At 70.1% G+C, this 17,517-nt stretch carries 20 protein-coding genes; 9 read left to right on the plus strand and 11 right to left on the minus strand.

The window, feature by feature from the left end:
• Window position 1: 1 nt before the first annotated feature.
• Window positions 2-931 (minus strand): electron transfer flavoprotein subunit alpha/FixB family protein, encoded by a 930-nt coding sequence (locus VGR32_RS03135; protein ID WP_327447947.1) that lies wholly within the window; start codon window positions 929-931, stop codon window positions 2-4.
• Window positions 932-1,696, minus strand: a complete 765-nt coding sequence (locus VGR32_RS03140) for an electron transfer flavoprotein subunit beta/FixA family protein (protein WP_327447948.1) — start codon at window positions 1,694-1,696, stop codon at window positions 932-934.
• Between the two features lie 95 nt (window positions 1,697-1,791).
• Here VGR32_RS03140 and VGR32_RS03145 point away from each other — a divergent pair, with 95 nt between their 5' ends.
• Window positions 1,792-2,139 carry a hypothetical protein gene (locus tag VGR32_RS03145; protein WP_327447949.1) on the plus strand — a complete coding sequence of 116 codons (348 nt, stop codon included), beginning with the start codon at window positions 1,792-1,794 and terminating at the stop codon, window positions 2,137-2,139.
• A gap of 2 nt (window positions 2,140-2,141) precedes the next feature.
• Here the strand turns inward: VGR32_RS03145 and VGR32_RS03150 are convergent, their stop codons facing one another.
• Window positions 2,142-2,714, minus strand: a complete 573-nt coding sequence (locus VGR32_RS03150) for a cob(I)yrinic acid a,c-diamide adenosyltransferase (protein ID WP_327447950.1) — start codon at window positions 2,712-2,714, stop codon at window positions 2,142-2,144.
• A 1-nt stretch (window position 2,715) separates the two neighbouring features.
• Window positions 2,716-2,919, minus strand: a complete 204-nt coding sequence (locus tag VGR32_RS03155; RefSeq protein ID WP_327447952.1) for a twin transmembrane helix small protein — start codon at window positions 2,917-2,919, stop codon at window positions 2,716-2,718.
• A 166-nt stretch (window positions 2,920-3,085) separates the two neighbouring features.
• On the opposite strand from VGR32_RS03155, the gene trhA reads away from it, so the two are divergent.
• The 3 genes from trhA to VGR32_RS03170 all read left to right on the plus strand — a co-directional run bounded on the left by trhA (window position 3,086) and on the right by VGR32_RS03170 (window position 4,762).
• The gene (trhA, locus tag VGR32_RS03160) at window positions 3,086-3,796 is read left to right on the plus strand and encodes a PAQR family membrane homeostasis protein TrhA (protein WP_327447954.1); all 711 of its coding nucleotides are present in this window, start codon (window positions 3,086-3,088) and stop codon (window positions 3,794-3,796) included.
• Window positions 3,797-3,857: 61 nt separating this feature from the next.
• Window positions 3,858-4,472, plus strand: coding sequence for a polyhydroxyalkanoate synthesis repressor PhaR (gene phaR, locus VGR32_RS03165; RefSeq protein WP_414642885.1), 615 nt, complete (start codon window positions 3,858-3,860; stop codon window positions 4,470-4,472).
• Window positions 4,469-4,762, plus strand: a complete 294-nt coding sequence (locus tag VGR32_RS03170; RefSeq protein WP_327447958.1) for a hypothetical protein — start codon at window positions 4,469-4,471, stop codon at window positions 4,760-4,762. The genes phaR and VGR32_RS03170 overlap by 4 nt, the downstream gene beginning before the upstream one ends.
• 186 nt (window positions 4,763-4,948) lie before the next feature.
• Here the strand turns inward: VGR32_RS03170 and VGR32_RS03175 are convergent, their stop codons facing one another.
• Complete coding sequence (locus tag VGR32_RS03175; RefSeq protein ID WP_125255189.1) at window positions 4,949-5,359, minus strand: hypothetical protein; 411 nt, start codon at window positions 5,357-5,359, stop codon at window positions 4,949-4,951.
• A 100-nt stretch (window positions 5,360-5,459) separates the two neighbouring features.
• A complete protein-coding gene (locus tag VGR32_RS03180) occupies window positions 5,460-6,191 on the minus strand; it encodes a glycosyltransferase family 2 protein (protein WP_327447962.1) in 732 nt (243 codons plus the stop codon).
• A 79-nt stretch (window positions 6,192-6,270) separates the two neighbouring features.
• On the opposite strand from VGR32_RS03180, the gene VGR32_RS03185 reads away from it, so the two are divergent.
• The 4 genes from VGR32_RS03185 (at window position 6,271) to VGR32_RS03200 (ending at window position 9,510) form a co-directional block, all read left to right on the plus strand.
• Window positions 6,271-7,920 carry a glycosyltransferase family 39 protein gene (locus VGR32_RS03185; RefSeq protein ID WP_327448013.1) on the plus strand — a complete coding sequence of 550 codons (1,650 nt, stop codon included), beginning with the start codon at window positions 6,271-6,273 and terminating at the stop codon, window positions 7,918-7,920.
• On the plus strand, window positions 7,917-8,831 hold the full coding sequence (locus VGR32_RS03190; RefSeq protein WP_327447963.1) for a hydroxymethylglutaryl-CoA lyase: 915 nt from the start codon (window positions 7,917-7,919) through the stop codon (window positions 8,829-8,831). Before VGR32_RS03185 ends, VGR32_RS03190 begins: the two co-directional genes overlap by 4 nt.
• A gap of 57 nt (window positions 8,832-8,888) precedes the next feature.
• Window positions 8,889-9,113: a hypothetical protein gene (locus VGR32_RS03195; protein ID WP_327447964.1), complete on the plus strand. Its 225-nt coding sequence runs from the start codon at window positions 8,889-8,891 to the stop codon at window positions 9,111-9,113.
• 100 nt (window positions 9,114-9,213) lie between these two features.
• A complete protein-coding gene (locus VGR32_RS03200) occupies window positions 9,214-9,510 on the plus strand; it encodes a hypothetical protein (RefSeq protein WP_327447965.1) in 297 nt (98 codons plus the stop codon).
• Window positions 9,511-9,513: 3 nt separating this feature from the next.
• On the opposite strand, the gene putA is transcribed toward VGR32_RS03200, so the two are convergent.
• On the minus strand, window positions 9,514-12,639 hold the full coding sequence (gene putA, locus VGR32_RS03205; RefSeq protein WP_327447967.1) for a bifunctional proline dehydrogenase/L-glutamate gamma-semialdehyde dehydrogenase PutA: 3,126 nt from the start codon (window positions 12,637-12,639) through the stop codon (window positions 9,514-9,516).
• A gap of 81 nt (window positions 12,640-12,720) precedes the next feature.
• On the opposite strand from putA, the gene VGR32_RS03210 reads away from it, so the two are divergent.
• Complete coding sequence (locus VGR32_RS03210; protein WP_327447969.1) at window positions 12,721-13,809, plus strand: glycosyltransferase family 1 protein; 1,089 nt, start codon at window positions 12,721-12,723, stop codon at window positions 13,807-13,809.
• A 3-nt stretch (window positions 13,810-13,812) separates the two neighbouring features.
• Here VGR32_RS03210 and VGR32_RS03215 read toward each other — a convergent pair whose 3' ends face one another.
• Genes VGR32_RS03215 through phnC form a run of 4 tightly spaced genes read right to left on the minus strand, consistent with a single transcriptional unit; the run spans window position 13,813 to window position 17,508 of the window.
• The gene (locus VGR32_RS03215) at window positions 13,813-14,868 is read right to left on the minus strand and encodes a substrate-binding domain-containing protein (protein WP_327447971.1); all 1,056 of its coding nucleotides are present in this window, start codon (window positions 14,866-14,868) and stop codon (window positions 13,813-13,815) included.
• A gap of 32 nt (window positions 14,869-14,900) precedes the next feature.
• Window positions 14,901-15,713, minus strand: coding sequence for a phosphonate ABC transporter, permease protein PhnE (phnE, locus tag VGR32_RS03220; protein ID WP_327447973.1), 813 nt, complete (start codon window positions 15,711-15,713; stop codon window positions 14,901-14,903).
• Window positions 15,710-16,720, minus strand: a complete 1,011-nt coding sequence (gene phnD / locus VGR32_RS03225) for a phosphate/phosphite/phosphonate ABC transporter substrate-binding protein (RefSeq protein WP_327447975.1) — start codon at window positions 16,718-16,720, stop codon at window positions 15,710-15,712. The genes phnE and phnD overlap by 4 nt, the downstream gene beginning before the upstream one ends.
• On the minus strand, window positions 16,717-17,508 hold the full coding sequence (phnC, locus tag VGR32_RS03230) for a phosphonate ABC transporter ATP-binding protein (RefSeq protein WP_327447977.1): 792 nt from the start codon (window positions 17,506-17,508) through the stop codon (window positions 16,717-16,719). Before phnC ends, phnD begins: the two co-directional genes overlap by 4 nt.
• Window positions 17,509-17,517: the final 9 nt, after the last annotated feature.

Below are 17,517 nucleotides of genomic sequence, written 5' to 3' on the forward strand. Positions count from 1 at the left end.
CTCAGCCCAGCGCCTTCATCAGCTCCGGCACGGCGGTCTTGTAGTCGGCGACCAGGCCATAGTCGGCGACCTGGAAGATCGGGGCGTCGGCGTCCTTGTTGATGGCGACGATGACCTTGGAGTCCTTCATCCCGGCCAGATGCTGGATGGCGCCGGAGATGCCGATGGCGATGTACAGCTGGGGCGCCACGACCTTGCCGGTCTGCCCGACCTGATAGTCGTTCGGGGCATAGCCGGCGTCCACGGCGGCACGGGACGCGCCCACGGCGGCGCCCAGCCTGTCGGCCAGCGGGTCCATCACGGCGTGGAACTCTTCCGCGGAGCCCAAGGCGCGGCCGCCGGAGACGACGATCTTCGCCGCGCCCAGCTCGGGTCGGTCGGACTTGACCATCTCCTCGGACACGAAGTCCGTCTTCGGCGCGTCGGCGCCCGAGACGGTCTCGACCGGCGCCGAGCCGCCCTCGCCGGCCGCGGTGAAGGCGGTCGGGCGGACGGTGATCACCTTCTTGGCGTCCGAGCTCTGGATCGTCTCCAGCGCGTTGCCGGCGTAGATCGGGCGCACGAAGGTGTCGGGGCTCACGACCTCCACGATGTCCGAGATCTGGGCCACGTCCAGCTTCGCGGCGATGCGTGGGGAGAAGTTCTTTCCGTCCGTGCCTGCGGGGGCGAGAATGGCGTCATAGCCGCCGGCCAGCGGCAGCACGGTGGCCTCGACCGCCTCGGCCAGCGTCTTGCCCAGTTCGGCGCTCTCGGCCAGCAGCACCTTGGCGACGCCGTCGATCTTCGCGGCCTGATCGGCCACGGCCTTCGCGGCCTGGCCCACGACCAGAACGTGGACGTCGCCGCCCAGCGCCTTCGCGGCCGTGACGGTCTTGTGGGTGGTGTCGCGCAGGGCGGAGCCGTCGTGATCGGCGATGACGAGAACGGTCATTTACAGCACTCCCGCGGACTTCAGCGTGGCGACCAGATCTTCGGCGGAGGCGACCTTGACGCCCGCTGCCCGCTTCGGCGGCTCCGTCACCTTCAGCACCTTCAGGCGCGGCGCGACGTCGACGCCGTAGTCGGCGACCGCCTTCGTGGCGATCTCCTTCTTCTTGGCCTTCATGATGTTCGGCAGGGAGGCGTAGCGCGGCGTGTTCAGGCGCAGGTCCACGGTCACCACCGCCGGCAGCTGGGCCGCCACGGTCTGCAGGCCGCCGTCGACCTCGCGCTGGACCACGGCCTTGCCGTCCCTGATCTCCATCTTCCCGGCGAAGGTGGCCTGCGGCCAGTCCAGCAGGGCGGCCAGCATCTGACCCACGGCGTTGTTGTCGCCATCGATCGACTGCTTGCCCAGCAGGACCAGATCCGGCTTCTCCTCGTCGACCACCGCCTTCAGCACCTTGGCGACGGCCAGGGGCTCGAGGTCGGCGTCGGACTGGATCAGGATGCCGCGGTCCGCGCCGATGGCCAGCGCGGTGCGAATGGTCTCCTGCGCCTGCATCGGCCCGATGGAGACGACGACGATCTCGGTCGCCGTGCCCGCCGCGTGACCGCCCTTGCCCTCCTGCATGCGCACGGCCTCCTCGACCGCGATCTCGCAGAACGGGTTCATGCTCATCTTGACGTTGGCCAGGTCGACGCCGGTCTGGTCCGCCTTGACGCGGGCCTTGACGTTGGAGTCGATCACCCGCTTGACGGGGACGAGAACCTTCATGGGGTCATCCATGGAAATGCCGGAATGTGGGCCGAGGGATTGGACCGCGCGCCCCGGCCTGTCAACGTGACCCGAGGTAACGTGCCGGAGAGCCCATGCACCGCCTTCTGACCTTCAAGCGCCTGAGCGTGATCTTCCTCACGGCCTTCGCCGCCTGCTTCGCGCTGATCCTCGCCTATGAGCATTTCGTGCGCGCGCCGGGCGAGCGCTGCGAGGAGCAGGGCAAGTGGTGGGACCCGGAAGGGCGGGTCTGCGCCCAGCCCATTTCGGTCGCCGAGAAGATCGCCGAACTCGAGGCGCTGGGCCTGAACCGCGAACAGGCGTCGGCCCAGCGCAACCGGGAGCTTGTCGCCATCGAGGACCAGCTGGCGGCCAACGAGAAGGCCGTGGCCGCCGACGCCGACCGGCAGCGCGCGGCGCTGAAAGCGGAACAGGCGCGCTGACTTCAGCGCGTCGCGCCGGGGACCCACTTCACGTCGTCGGCGCCGTTCGCATTGGCCCGGCGGGCGGCGACGAACAGCCAGTCGGACAGACGATTGAGATAGCGGAGGGCCGCCGGCGTCGCGGCGTGACCGGCCTCGACCATGGCCACAGCCTCGCGCTCCGCCCGGCGGGCGACTGTGCGGGCCAGATGCAGATGCGCCGACAGCGGCGAACCGCCCGGCAGGATGAAGCTGTCCAGCGGCCTGAGGCTCTCGTTCATCACGTCGATCTCGCCTTCCAGCCGCTCGACCTGGGCGTCGACGATGCGCAGCGCCTCCCACTTCGGGGCGGGCTCGGACGGCGTCGACAGGTCGGCGCCGAGATCGAATAGCTCGTTCTGAATCCGGCCCAGGGCGGCGTCGATGCGGTCGTTCTGGCCGGAATGCAGCCGCGCCACGCCGATGAGCGAGTTCAGCTCGTCCACCGTGCCGTAGGCGGCCACGCGCGGATGGGTCTTTGAGATGGGCTCTCCGGTCGCCAGACGGGTCGAGCCGTCGTCGCCGGTGCGGGTGTAGATGCGGTTCAGCGTGACCACGTCAGCCGCCCTGCGTGGACTTCCACCACATGCCGGCGACCAGCAGCAGGATGGCCACGGCCTGCAGCGCCACCCGCAGCCGCATCAGCTTGTTGGACCGCGACCGGGCGCCCGCATCCGTCTGGTACAGCGAGCGGATGCCGAAGCCGAGCGTGACGGCCACGGCGGCGATGACCACGAGGGTGAGGATGTCGAACAGGTCCATGCCCGTCTTCTAGGCCCGATCCGCGCGCGCCGCCACGTCCGCCGGTGTGGCGCGGGCGCCGCAGCGTCCCGCGTTTTCGCCCTGAGGCCGGGGCGTTCAGGCGATCGTCACCCATGTCGTGTCACGTTGCCGGAACGATGTCGGAGCTCCGGGCTTTGAAAGGGCCATGCTCATGCGACTGAAATCCTTCCTGGGACGGGCCTGCCAGCCGGACGCCCTGGACATGGAGGAGCACTACCGGACGGACGCGGAAAAGACCGCGGACCTCGTCGTGCATGTCGTCGGACTGACGCTGGCCGCCGTCGGGGGCGTCGTTCTGGCGGTCCTCGCGGCCATCTATTCGGGCGTCGGCGCCGTGGTCGCCACCGCCGTCTACGCCCTGTGCCTGATCGCCATGCTGGTCGCCTCGACCGTCTACAACCAGACCCGGCCCTGCGCGGCGCGGCCGGTTCTGCGGAGACTCGACGAGGCCGCCATCTTCCTGATGATAGCCGGCAGCTACACCCCCTTCACCACCCAGCGGTTCGAGGGCTCGTGGGCGGTCGGCTTCACGTTGCTTGTCTGGGCTCTCGGCATCGGCGGCGCCCTGGCCAAGCTGTGGGCGCCGCGCCTGTCCGACGCGATCTGGAGCGCCGTCTACGTGGCCTTCGGATGGCTGGCCGTCTTCGCGCTGAAGCCCATGCTGGACACGGTGCACCCGGCGGCCCTGATCCTGCTGGTGATCGGCGGCCTGATCTACACTGCCGGCGTCTTCGTCTTCATCAGCCCCAAGGTCAGGTTCCGGCGCGCCATCTGGCACGGCTTCGTCGTGACCGGCGCGACCGTGCACTGGGCCGCCGTCCTTGTCGGCGTGGTGCTGGCCCCGGCCATGGCCTGACGCCGGGTCAGGTTTCGCACTGGCGTCCGGCGCCGCACTGCGGAATAGTGGCGGCAACGACATGAGGGGACGCCGCGTGGCCGAGGCAAAGACCGGGGAAGACCGGACCATCGTCATCAAGAAGTACGCCAACCGGCGGCTCTACAACACCGCCACGTCCGCCTACGTCACGCTGGAGGATCTGGCGCGCATGGTCCGGGCCGGTCAGGACTTCACCGTCCACGACGCCAAGTCGGGCGAGGACCTGACCCGCCAGATCCTGACCCAGATCATATTTGAGGAGGAGAACCGCGGCGAGGCGCTCCTGCCGGTCCAGTTCCTGCGCCGCCTGATCGGCTTCTACGGCGGGCAGATGCAGCCGGTGCTGCCCAGCTATCTGGAGATGTCGCTCGACGCCTTCGCCAAACAGCAGGAGCAGCTGCGCGGCCAGTTCAAGCAGGCCTTCGGGGGCGCGCCCGGCGCCGGCCTGCTGGACGAGGCCGTGCGCCGCAACATGCAGATGTTCGAGCAGGCCATGCGCATGTGGCCCGGCTTCGCCGCCGGCATGCCCGCAGCGCCCCCCGCCGCCGAGGAGAAGCCGTCCGCGCCCGCCGACGGGCTGGAGGCCATGCGGCGTCAGATGGACGAGATGCGCGCCCAGCTCGATCGGCTGGCCGGCGACGCGAAGCGCAAATGACCGACGACCGGCGCGATGCGGATCGCCGCGCGCGCGATCGTCGCGCGTCCGGCCGCGCCCTGGTTCCGGTCGACGCCCCGCCGACCAGCGCTCAACCCCCAACCCCGTCGCAGGTGGATGCCGACCCGGCGTTTTCCGCCCAGTTGCTGGGTCAGGACGGCCAGCGGCGCGGCCTGAAAGGCGGCCCTCCGGTGCTGGACGCGGCGCGCAGCGGCTACATGAAAGCCCAGCATTCCGGGCCCGCCGAGCGCAGGCCGCAGCCGGGACGGGTCACCAGGTCCGACGTCTGAGGGCGGCATGGTCCTTGCTGTGACGGAGGCGAACGCCTCCATCCCGGGACCGCCCCATGCTCGCCTTCCTCGCCCGCGCCGTCGACGTGACCGTGATCGCGCTGATCTTCGTCGCCTTCGGCTGACCGAATCGCGTCCCTCACCCGCGCTCAAGCGGCGAGGGACCGCGTCGCGAGCGGCAGCGCCCTAGACAGACCCGAAATCGAGGTCCTTGCGGGCCGCGATGATGGTCACGATGAAGCCCGCCAGCACGTCCAGCATGACCATCGCCACGATCAGGAAGAAGGTCGAGGTGGCGAAGCCGCGCAGCAGCAGGAACTCCACCAGGCAGATGACGAACAGGATCATCGACAGGGCGTGATTGACGATCGCGACCTTCTGGCTGGACGTCGACTTCAGCAGTTCGAAGAACAGCAGGATCAGGGCGAGGAACAGGATCAGGTCGCCCGCGCCCACGTTCCACTGCGCCCCCGACGCCATCCCGATCGAGAACATCGGCTCCCTCAGCCGCTCGTCGGCCAGCGCGGCGCCGCCGGTGAACGCGACGATGTTGTAGAGGATGACGGGGATCACCAGCAGCGGAAGGGCGATCAGCATGGGCCGGTCCTTTTGACGATCCAGCGATGGTTAACGCTGGATACCCGCGTTCGTGCCGTGCGGCAAAGCTAATCGCCGCGCGGGCGAAGGCCCCGCCCCGTCAGACTTCCTCGACCGCCCCGGGCCGGCGCGCGCGCGTCTTCAGCCACATCACGCCCAGCAGGTCCGACAGCGAGGCCATCAGCCGACCGACGTTGGTGTATTTGGACCGGCCCGACTCACGGTGACGGTGACCGACGTCTAGGTACTGGTTCCGGAACCCCTCCCGGATCATGAGCGCCGGCAGATAGCGGTGCATGTGGTCGAAGTAGGGAAGGCGCAGGAAGGCGTCGCGGCGGAAGGCCTTGAGACCGCAGCCCGTGTCGTCGGCGTCGTCGCCGAGCAGGCGCTTGCGGATGCGGTTGGCCCAGACCGAGGCCTGCCGCTTGGCCTCCGTGTCCTGACGGCTGGCCCGAACGCCGCCGACCAGGGCGACCTCCGCCGGCGCGTCGATCAGGGCCTGAACCAGCCGCGGGGCGTCGGCCGGCGGGTTCTGGCCGTCGCCGTCCAGCGTGACCACGACCGGCGCCCGCGCCGCCAGCACGCCGGAGCGCACCGCGCGGCTCTGCCCGGCGTTTGACGGATGCGTCAGCACGCGGAGCTGCGGATGCAGCGCCTTCAGCGCCTTCAGTTCCAGCAGGGTGGAGTCGCGGCTGCGGTCGTCGACGAAGATCATTTCGAAGTCGCGACCGGCGAAGGCGGCCGCGATCTCGGCGACCAGCGGCCCGACGGCCCCGGCCTCGTCGTGAACGGGGACCACCACGGAGACTTCGGGCGCGCTGGGCTGGCTCATGTTCCGTCGATAGCGCGGCGTGGTCACGGACGAAAGCGGGCCGCTGACGGCGCGGGACGAAGCGTGTATTCCGTCCGTCATGGGACGGCTGGACATCGACCGACTGATCGCCGGCTGGCGCGGACCCGCGCTGGCCGCGCTGGTGGCCCTGCTCGCCGGCCTGCCGGGACTGCTGATGCTGCCGCCGCTGGACCGCGACGAAAGCCGCTACGCCCAGGCCACTTCCCAGATGCTGGAGAGCGGCGACTACGTCGACATCCGCTTTCAGGAGGAGCCGCGCTGGAAGAAGCCCGTCGGCATCTACTGGGCCCAGGCCGCGGCCGTCGGCCTGACGACCGGGCCCGAGGCGCGCCTCATCCAGCCGTATCGCCTGCCGTCCCTGCTGTCGGCGATGATCGCCGCCTTCGCCTGCGCCTGGGTCGGGGCGCGCCTGTTCGGCCAGCGCGCCGGCGTGCTGGCGGGCGTCATGCTGGGCGCCAGCTTCATCCTGTCCACCGAGGCCGGCATCGCCAAAACCGACGCGGCGCTGTGCGCGGCCGTCACCGTGGCCATGGCCGCGCTGGCGCGCATCTACATGGCCTCGCGGGCGGGCGAGACGCCGGACCGGCGGCACAAGTTCACCTTCTGGCTGGCGCTGGGCCTGTCGATCCTGATCAAGGGGCCGATCGGCCTGCTTGTGATCGCTCCGGCCGTGGTGGCCCTGTGCCTGTGGGATCGCGACGCGCGCTGGGTCCGTCGCCTTGGCTGGGGTTGGGGCCTGCCCATGGTCGCCCTGATCGTCGGGCCGTGGGCGCTGGCGGTGACCATCGCCACCGACGGCGCCTTCTGGCGCGAGGCCATCGTCGGCGATCTGGCGCCCAAGGTGGCCGGCGGTCATGAGAGCCACGGCGCGCCTCCGGGCCTGCACCTGCTGCTGCTGCCGCTCCTGCTCTTCCCGGCGGCCCTGATGCTGCCCGCCGCCCTGTCGACGGCCTGGAGCCGGCGGGCCGAGCCGGCCGTCCGCTTCCTGGTCTGCTGGCTGGTCCCGGCGTGGATCATCTTCGAACTGACGCCGACCAAACTGGTCCACTACACCCTGCCGACCTACGGCGCGGTCGCCCTGCTGGCGGCGGCGGCGATGACGCGACCGATCGGGACGGTCTCGCGCCGCACGGGCGCGGCGCTGGGCGTGCTGTCGGCCGCGCTGATCGCGGTGATCGCCGTCTACGGCCTGAACCAGTTCGGCACGTCGACGGCCCAGACATGGGCGGCGGTGACGGTCGTCGCGGCGCTCGCCGCCGGCGCGGTGGGCGGCTTCCTGATGCTGAACCGCGCCTCCATGACCGCCGTCCTGGCCGCCGGCGCCTTCGGGTTGCTGGCCCACGCGGCGCTGGTGGGCGAGATCCGCCAGCTGCGGCCCCTGTCCATCGCCCCCCAGCTGACCCGCGCGCTGGAAGCCGCGGCCCTGCATCCGCGACAGGGCGCGCCCGGGCCGGTGGCGATCACCACCTTCCACGAGCCGAGCTTCGTCTTCCTGACCGGCCGCGACACCGAACTGACCGACGCCGCCGGAGCCGCGCGCGCCCTGGCGGAAGGCCGCGCCGCGATCGTCGAGGCGCGGGACGCCGACGCCTTCGCCGCTGCGGCGTCGGGCATGCCCGGCCGCGCCGTGGCGGTGATCGCTGGCCACAACTACTCCACCGGTGACGACGTGGAACTGACCGTCTATGCGCCGGTCCCCCGGCCGTGAGCCGCCCGATCACGATCGTCGAGGTCGGTCCGCGCGACGGCCTGCAGAACGAGGCGGCGGTCCTCGACCCCGCGACGCGGGCCGAGCTGACGCGGCGGCTGGAGGCGGCGGGCGCGCGCCGCATCGAGGCCGTCAGCTTCGTCCATCCCAAATACGTGCCGCAGATGGCCGGCGCCGAGGAGGTCATGGCCGCTCTGCCGCCTGAGCCGGGGCGCAGCCGCATCGGCCTGGTGCTCAATGCCAAGGGCTATGATCGCGCCCTGACCACCGCGGTCGACGAGGTCAACGTGTCGATCGCCGCCACCGACGGCTTCGGCCTGAAGAATCAGGGGCTCGACCGGGCCGGCCAGATGGCCATGGTCGAGGAGATCGTGAACCGGCGCAGCAACGCCGCGCCGGGCGGCGAGGCGCCGTCCCTGTCGGTCACCATCTCCTGCGTGTGGGGCTGCCCCTTCGACGGCGAGGTGGGGGTCGATCAGGTGGGCAATCTCGTCGGGCGGCTGGCCGCGCTGGGCGTCGGCGAGATCGCTCTGGCGGACACCATCGGCGTCGGCGATCCGTGGAGCGTGCGACGCAAGGTCGAGGCCGCGCGCCGGGCCGCGCCCGAGGCGACCCTGCGCCTGCATTTCCACGACACGCGCAACACCGGCGTCGCCAACGCCTTCGCCGGGATCGAGGCGGGGATCGACGTTCTGGACGCCTCCGTCGGCGGCATAGGGGGCTGCCCGTTCGCGCCCGGCGCGACCGGCAACGTGGCGACCGAAGACCTGGTCTACATGCTGGAGCGCGCCGGATTCGACACCGGGTACGACCTCGACCGCCTGATCGAAACCGCCCGCTGGATCGGCGAGAAGATCGGCCGCCCCGCGCCCAGCGCCCTCAGCCGCGCCGGCGGCTGGCCGAAGCGCTGAGACGACCGGCGTTACGGCAAAGCTGAAACCAATCGCCCGTCGGGGGATTCCCTGACGATGACCCAACCCCTGCACGACATTCTCGAAGGCGGTCCCGCTTACGGCGTGATCGACGCAAAGGACGGCTGGCTCCTGTTCGGCCGCGAAGGCCACGAGGCGGAGTTCCGCGCGGTGATGAAGCAGGTGCAGGCCGAGGCCCGGGACATGGAGGTCATCCGGCTGGAAACGCCGGACGACATGCCCGATCGCGTCTTCATCGCCCCCCTGCCCCAACGCCACTGAGGCGGACCGGGCGTTTTTTCAGCGCCCGCTCACATGTCGCTCATGCCGCGCGACGCCGCGTCGGCCAGTCTCCGTTCGTCGATTGCACGAGGAGACGACGATGGTCACGACCGAAAACCTTGACCGCCTGTGGGGGACGCTACGGGTCATGGGCTGGGGCGCGGTCGCGCTGGTCATGGCCGCGCCCGCCGTCGCGATGGCGCTGGACGCGCCCGGCGTGAACTGGACCGCGACCGACTTCGTCTTCGCCGGGGTCCTGCTGATCGGCGGCGGCGCGATCATCGAACTGGTGGCCTGGCGGGTGAAGAATCCCGCCGTCCGGATCGGCTTCGCGCTTCTGGTCGTCTTCCTCGTCGCCGGGGTCTGGGCCGAGGCTGCGGTCGGCATCTTCCATTGAGGGCTACAGGTTCAGCAGCGCCGGGTCGCCGCCCTGGGCGGAGATGTTGTTGCTGATGGCCTTTTCCGACGCGTAGCGGATCAGGCTGTTGGGGCCGCCGGCCTTGGGGCCGGTGCCGGACAGGCCCTCGCCGCCGAACGGCTGGACGCCCACCACCGCGCCGGTGACGCCGCGGTTGATGTAGACGTTGCCCGCCGGAACCAGACGGATGACCTCCTCGGCGAAGGCCTCGATGCGGCTGTGCACGCCCAGCGTCAGACCATAGCCCCGCGCCGCCAGCTTGCCCGCCACGCCCTTCAGGTCGGCGGGGTCGTAGCGGTGGACATGCAGGATCGGGCCGAACACCTCGCGCTCGAGGAAGTCGGGCGTGGGGATCTCGGCGATCGTCGGCGCGAACAGGTCGCCCTTGTCCGTGCCGGCCGGCAGCTCGGCGCGCGCGATGATCTTCGCCTCCTTCTGCAGCCGCTCGACGTGCGCCTCCAGCGCCTTGCGGCTCTCGGCGTCGATCACCGGGCCGATGTCGGTCGCCGGGTCGGTCGGATCGGCCACGACCTGCGCCGCCAGGGCGCCCTTCAGCCCCTCGATCATCGCATCGGCGGAGTCCTTGGGCACATAGAGCACGCGGAGCGCCGAGCAGCGCTGACCGGCAGAGCCGAAGGCCGACAGGACGACGTCGTCGATGACCTGTTCCTTCAGCGCCGTGGTGTCCACGAACATTCCGTTCAGCCCGCCGGTTTCGGCGATGAAGGGGATGATCGGGCCGGGCCGGTTCGCCAGTCCGCGATTGATGGCCGCGGCGGTGTCGGTGCCGCCGGTGAAGGCCACGCCGTCGACCAGCGGATGGGCGGTCAGCTTCGCGCCCACCGTCTCGCCGCGCCCGGGCAGCAGGGCCAGCAGGTCGGCGGGCAGGCCCGCCTTGTGGAACAGGCGCACGGCCTCGGCCGCGATCAGCGGGGTCTGCTCCGCCGGCTTGGCCAGCACGCCGTTGCCGGCCGCCAGCGCCGCGGCGATCTGGCCGGTGAAGATGGCCAGGGGGAAGTTCCACGGGCTGATGCAGGCGAAGACCCCGCGGCCGTGAAGGACCAGCTGGTTGATCTCGCCGACCGGCCCCTTCAGGTCCTGCCGCCCGCAGAAGTCGCGTTCGGCCAGCATGGCGTAGTAGCGGCAGAAGTCGGCGGCCTCGCGCACCTCGGCCACGCCGTCGTTCAGCGTCTTGCCCGCCTCGCGCGACAGCAGGGCCACCAGCCGGTCCATGTCGGCTTCCAGCGCGTCGGCCATGGCGCGCAGAACCGGCGCACGGCCGGCGCCCTGACGCCTGTCCCACGCCACTTGCGCGTTGGCCGCCAGTTCGGCGGCGCGGTCGACGTCGGCCTCGGTGGCTTCAGAGACGTGACCCAACACCTGGCTGCGGTCGAACGGGTTGGTGACCTCCTGCGACGCCGTGCCGGCCAGCAGCTTGCCGCCGACGATGGGGCCGGAGGTGAAGCGTTCGGCGTCCACCTTCTTCAGCGCCTGCAGGTGACGCTCGCGGTCGGCGGCCTGGCTGTAGTCGCGACCCAGCGAGTTCTGGCGGTCCATGTACATGTCCTTGGGCACGGGAATTTTGGCGTGGCGATCGGGGTGCGCCTCGACCTGCGAAATGGGATCGGCGGCGACGGCCGAGGCGGGCACCCGCTCGTCCAGAAGGGCGTGGACGAAGCTGGAGTTGGCGCCGTTCTCCAGCAGGCGGCGCACCAGATAGGGCAGCAGGTCCTCGTGCCCGCCGACGGGGGCATAGGCGCGCACGGTCACGGGGCCGAAGGCGGCGCGGGCGGCGTCGTACAGCGCCTCGCCCATGCCGTGCAGGCGCTGGAACTCGATCTTCACGCCGCGTTCGGCCGCCATCCTGTGCACGGCGGCCAGAGAGTGGGCGTTGTGCGTCGCGAACTGGCTGTAGATGTGCGGCGACGCCGCGATCATGGCGCGCGCGCAGACGAGGTAGTTCAGGTCGGTCGCGGCCTTGGTGGTGAAGACCGGATAGTCCTCGCGCCCCGCCACCTGCGCCCGCTTGATCTCGGTGTCCCAGTAGGCGCCCTTGACCAGACGCACCATCAGCCGGCGGCCCGACGTCCGCGCCAATTCGGCCACCCGCGCGATCACCTCGGGGCAGCGCTTCTGATAGGCCTGCACCGCCAGGCCCAGCCCTTTCCACTGACCCAGCGACGGCTCGTGCGCCAGCCGGTCCAGCAGCTTCAGCGACAGGGCCAGGCGGTCCGCCTCCTCGGCGTCCATGGTGAAGTTGACGTCGGCGTCGGCGGCGATCTTCGCCAGCCGGAGCACGCGGGGATACAGCTCTTCCCACACGCGCGCCTCGTGCGTCGCCTCATAGCGCGGCGACAGGGCCGACAGCTTGACCGACACGCCGTGCCCGGCCTCGGGGCCCTCCCTGGCGACCTTGCCCACCGCCGCGATGGCGTCGGCATAGATGCGCTCATAGCGTTCGGCGTCGGCGGCGGTGCGCGCGCCCTCGCCCAGCATGTCGAAGCTGCACAGCCAGCCCTCGCGGTTCGCCCGCTTCAGGGCCGCCTCGATGGTGCGGCCGACCACGAACTGCTCGCCCATGATGCGCACGGCGGCGGCCACCGCCTCGCGGATCACCGGCTCGCCCAGGCGGCCGACGATGCGCTTCAGAAAGCCCGGCAGGTCGGTCTTCGCCTGGTCGTCGACGTCGACCAGCTTGCCGGTCAGCATCAGGCCCCAGGTCGAGGCGTTGACGAACAGGCTGTCCGACTGCCCCAGATGTCCGGCCCAGTCGGCCGAGCCGATCTTTTCAGCGATCAGGCGGTCGCGCGTGTCCTCGTCCGGCGTGCGCAGCAGGGCCTCGGCCAGACACATCAGCGCCAGACCCTCGCGCGTGCCCAGCGAGAACTCCTGCAGGAAGCTCTCGACCACGCCCTGCCGCTTGTTGCTGGCCCTCGCGCGTTCGACCAGATCAACGGCCTGGTCCAGAACGGCCGCGCGCTCGCCCGCATCCAGCGGCGTCTTCGCCAGCAGGCCCCGCACCGTCGCCGTCTCGTCGGCGAACTTGCCCTCGTCGAGGGCGTCCCAGTCCTGGGTCAGGGAGGCGGTCGAAGCGGCGGTCGCGATCATGGGCGGCTCTCTACTCCCTTCCCCACGGATGGGGGAGGGGCTATTCGTTCAGACCAATCAACGGCGGAGCCTCACGGCCCAATGCGCATCGTCCTGGCCACCGACGCCTGGGAGCCCCAGGTCAACGGCGTCGTCCGCACCCTGTCCCGCATCACGGCCGAGTGCCGGGCGATGGGGCATGAGGTGGAGGTGATCCAGCCGGGCCAGTTCAAGACGATGCCCATGCCGACCTATCCGGAGATCCGGCTGGCTCTGGGCGCCGAGGAGGAGATCCGCGAGCGGCTGCGCGCCTTCGAGCCGGAAGCCGTGCACATCGCCACCGAGGGGCCGATCGGCATCGCCACGCGGCGCATCTGCGTGGAGTGGAAGCTGCCCTTCACCACCAGCTATCACACCAAATTCCCGGAATACGTCTCGGCCCGGTTCCCGGTGCCGGTGCAGCTCGGCTACGCCTACATGAAGTGGTTCCACCGCCCGTCGGGCCGGCTGATGGTGGCCACGCCGACGCTGCGCGACGAACTGACCGCGCACGGGTTCAAGAACGTCTCGCCGTGGACGCGGGGCGTGGACACCGAGCTGTTCAACCCGTCGCTGAAGCCGATCTACGACGAGCTGGGCGGCGAGGACTGGCCCCGGCCCTTCTTCCTCAACGTCGGCCGCGTGGCGGTGGAGAAGAACATCGAGGCCTTCCTCGAACTGGACCTGCCCGGCACGAAGATCGTCGTCGGCGACGGCCCGGCCCGCGCCGAGCTGGAGGCCAAGTATCCAAAGGCCAAGTTCCTCGGCTCGAAGTTCGGGGAGGATCTGGCGCGGTGCTTCAGGGACGCCGACGTTTTCGTCTTCCCCTCGTGGACCGACACCTTCGGCCTCGTGATCCTGGAGGCCATGGCCACCGGCACGCCCGTCGCCGCCTATCCGGCCCACGGACCGATCGACATCATCCCCGGCTCGGGCGCGGGCTTCATCGACGACGACCTGAAGACCGCCTGTCTGAAATGCCTGGACGTCGACCGCAAGGCCGTCCGCGCCTATGCCGAGAAGTTCAGCTGGCGGGCCTCGGCCGAGGAGTTCATCGCCAACCTCGAGCCCTACCCCGAGCCCGAGCGCGGCCGCTTCTGGCGTCGCCTGCGCCGTATCACGCGTCTGAGGAAAAAGGCGCAGGCCGCCTGAGCCTCACTTCTCCGGGCGCGTCATCGGCGTGCGGGCCCGCACCGCCTGACGCTGCGCCTCCAGCTCCGCGGCCGGCAGAGGGACCAGACCGCGGTCCTGCAGATAGCCGCCGCGCCCCGACGCCGCATCCGACAGGAACTCCGTCATGAACAGGTCCAGCCCGGGCGTCACGCCGATGTGGGCCGACTTCACATAGACGTACATCGAGCGGGAGATCGGATAGTCGCCGGACGCGATGGTCTCGAAGTTCGGGTAGACGCCGTTGACCGAGGCCGCCTTCACCGAGTCCGAGTTCTGCTCAAGGAAGGAATAGCCGAACACGCCCAGAGAGCCCGGCGTGCGGGTCAGGGTCTGGACGATGGCGTTGTCGTTCTCTCCGGAGTCGACCCACAGGCCGTCCTCGCGCAGGGTGTGGGCGCGGCCTTCGAAGGCGTCCTCGTCGCTTTCCGACAGCGCCGCCATCGAGGGCACGGCTTCGGCCGAGGGAGTCATGCCCAGCTCCAGCCAGCTGTCGCGCGTGCCCGAGGTGGGCGGCGGCCCATAGGTCAGGATCCGCACGTCGGGCAGGCCCGGCCGCACCTGGGCCCAGGTCGTGTTGGGATTGGCGACGAAGCCCGATCCGCCCGGGATTTCCTTGGCCAGACCAAGGAAGAAGTCCGGGCCCTCGAAATGGAAGTCGGCGCCCGACCTGGCGGTGGCGATCACCAGCCCGTCGTAGCCGATCTTGATCTCGATGATGCCGGTGACGCCGTTCTTCGCGCACTCGTCGAACTCCGACGCCTTCATCCGGCGAGAGGCGTTGGCGATGTCGGGCGTGGCGGGGCCGACGCCCGCGCAGAAGGCCTTGATCCCGCCCCCCGTGCCCAGACTTTCGACGCGCGGCAGGGCGAAGTCGTTGGCCCGCGAGAAGTTCTCGGCCACCCGGGTCGTGAACGGGAAGACGGTCGAGGATCCCGCCGCCCAGATGCCCTCGCGCGAGCCGCCTCCGCCGTCGCAGGCGGACAGCACGAGCGCGCCCAGGGCGAGGACCGGAAGGGTCAGGCGACGAACGGACTTCACGGCGGTCTCCAGGCGGCGGCGAATCCGACCGCTTAGAGCAGACGTTTGCGCATGGCTTGTGACAGCAGGTCGATCAGCGTCACGGCGATGACGACGATGATGACGATGGCGGACACATCCCGGAAATCGAAGGCGTTCATGCTGTCGAACAGGACCTGGCCGATGCCGCCGGCGCCGATAAGGCCCAGCACGGTGGCCGAGCGGCTGTTCGATTCGAAGCGGTACAGGGCGAAGCTGGTCCACAGCGGCGCCACCTGCGGGATGACGCCCCACATGATCTCGTGCAGCTTGCTCGCGCCGGTGGCGCGCACGCCTTCGACCGGCCCCTTGTCGATGCTTTCGACCGCCTCGGAGAACAGCTTGGCCAGAACCCCGGCGGTGTTCAGGGCGATGGCCAGCACGCCCGCCAGCGGCCCCAGACCGACGGCGACGACGAACAGCAGGCCGATGACCAGATCCGGGATGGAGCGCAGCAGGTTCATGATCCAGCGCACCGGCTGGACGACCCACACCGGCGCGATGTTGCGCGCGGCTGCCAAGCCCATCGGCACGCCGAGGAACACCGCCAGGAAGGTGCCCCAGAGCGCGATCTGAATCGTTTCCCACATCTTGGCGACGAACAGCCGCCAGTTGGCGAAGTCGGGCCGCAGCAGCTCGCCGACGAAGTTGTTCACCGTGTCCGAGCCGGCGAACAGCTGCGGCAGGTTCTCGAGATTCACCGCGTCGAAGCTGTAGAGCAGAAGGGCGGCCACGCCGCCCCAGATCACCAGATCCAGCAGCCACGCCGTCAGCGACTTGGTCGGCGGCGCCGGAACGGCGGCGGCCGGGGCGGAGGCGGTCGTCAAGGCTGAACCTCACGCTTGGCGCGCAGGGCGTTCAGCTCCGTCTCCGCGGCGGTCACGCCGGCGGCGTCGCCGTTGGCGCGGGCCTCCTGCAGCTTCTGGTCGGCGACCAGTTCGCGCACCGGATCCAGATAGGAGTCGTCGGCGGCGCGGAACTGCGAATAGTTCAGGCCCTTGAGCACCGCCTTCTGGCGCTCGGCCTCGGCGCCCTCGCCCTGACCATAGGTCAGGAAGAAGCCGCGCACCTTCTCCTTGATGGCGGGATCCAGATCCTCGCGCACGAGGATGCCCGACTCGGGGATCGGCGGAGACTTCCAGATCTCCTGAATCTGGGCGGCGATCTGCGGGTTCTGCCGCTGCAGAAACACGGTGTTGACCGTGTTCGACGTCGCCACCTGCAGCACGCCCGAGGCCACGCCGAAAGCGTTGGCCTGATGGTTCGCCGCGCGCACGGTCTTGAAGCACTGCTGCGGATCGACGTTCCGCTGGTTGAACAGGAAGGTCATGGGGGCCAGCGTGCCCGAGGTGGACTGGGCGTCGCCGATGCCGAAGTCGTAGCGCTTGCCGCACGCCATCACGTCGTCCAGCGTGATGCCCGAACCGGCCTTCACGATCAGGGTCGACTGGTAGGAATCGCGACCCTCGACGTCCACGGTGCGTGCGATGACCTCGGCGCGGGCGCGGTCGATGGCCTCGATCGCCGACTTGGCGGCGAACCAGGCGACCTGGGTCTGGTTGCCTTCCATCGCCTTCACCAGAACCGTGTAGTTCGAGCCGAAGAAGGGCTCGACCGGGATGCCGACGGCCTTCTCGAGGTCGTCCAGCAGCGGCTGCCACAGCGGGCCGGAAGAGGCCTGCCCCTCGGCCGACAGGATGGAGAAGACCAGCTTCGACAGGGCACCGCCGGACGCGGCGTCGTCGCCGCCCCCGCAGGCGGCCAGGGCGCCTGTCATGGGCAGGGCGACGCCGGCGGCCAGGATCGCGCGGCGCGAAAGGCTGAAACGGCTCATTGCTTGGTCTCCCAGAAGGCGTCTTCGAACTCGGGGCCGTAGATGTCGACGAGCGTCCTGGTGTCCAGACCGGTGGCCGGGCCGTCGTAGACGACCTTGCCGGCCTTCAGGGCCACGACGCGCTCGCAATAGCGGATGGCGTAGTCGACCTGGTGCAGGGTCACGATCACGCCCAGGCCGTCACGTTTGTTCAGCTCGACCAGCAGCTCCATCACCTTGCGCGCGGACACGGGGTCCAGCGAGGCGACGGGCTCGTCGGCCAGGATGGCCTGGGCGCCCTGCACGATGGCGCGGGCGATCGCGCCGCGCTGCTGCTGGCCGCCCGACAGGGTGTTGGCCCGCTGGGCGGCGTAGTCGGCCACTCCCACGCGGTGCAGGGCCGCCATGGCCTTCTTCTTGTCGGCCCCGGGCCACAGACCCAGCGCGCCTTTCCAGCCCGGAATCCGGCCCAGCGCGCCGAGCATGACGTTGGAGAACAGGCTCAGTCGGCCGACCAGATTGAACTGCTGGAAAATCATGCCCAGCCGGGCGCGCGCCTTGCGCACGGCGCCGGTGACGCGGCCGTCTTTCTGAACCGTCTCGCCGAACACGGCGATCGTGCCGCCGGCGTCGATCGGCTGCAGCCCTGTGATGGAGCGAAGCAATGTCGACTTGCCGGAGCCAGACGGGCCGATCAGGGCGACCATTTCTCCCGACGCGACCTCGAGGGACACGCCGTCCAGCGCCTTTCGGGCGCCGAAGGTCTTGGACACGTTCCGGACGGACGCGACGGCGGCGGATGTGGTCATGGACACGCT

Origin of the sequence: Brevundimonas sp. (assembly GCF_035935935.1) — a bacterium.
Classification (GTDB): Bacteria; Pseudomonadota; Alphaproteobacteria; order Caulobacterales; family Caulobacteraceae; genus Brevundimonas.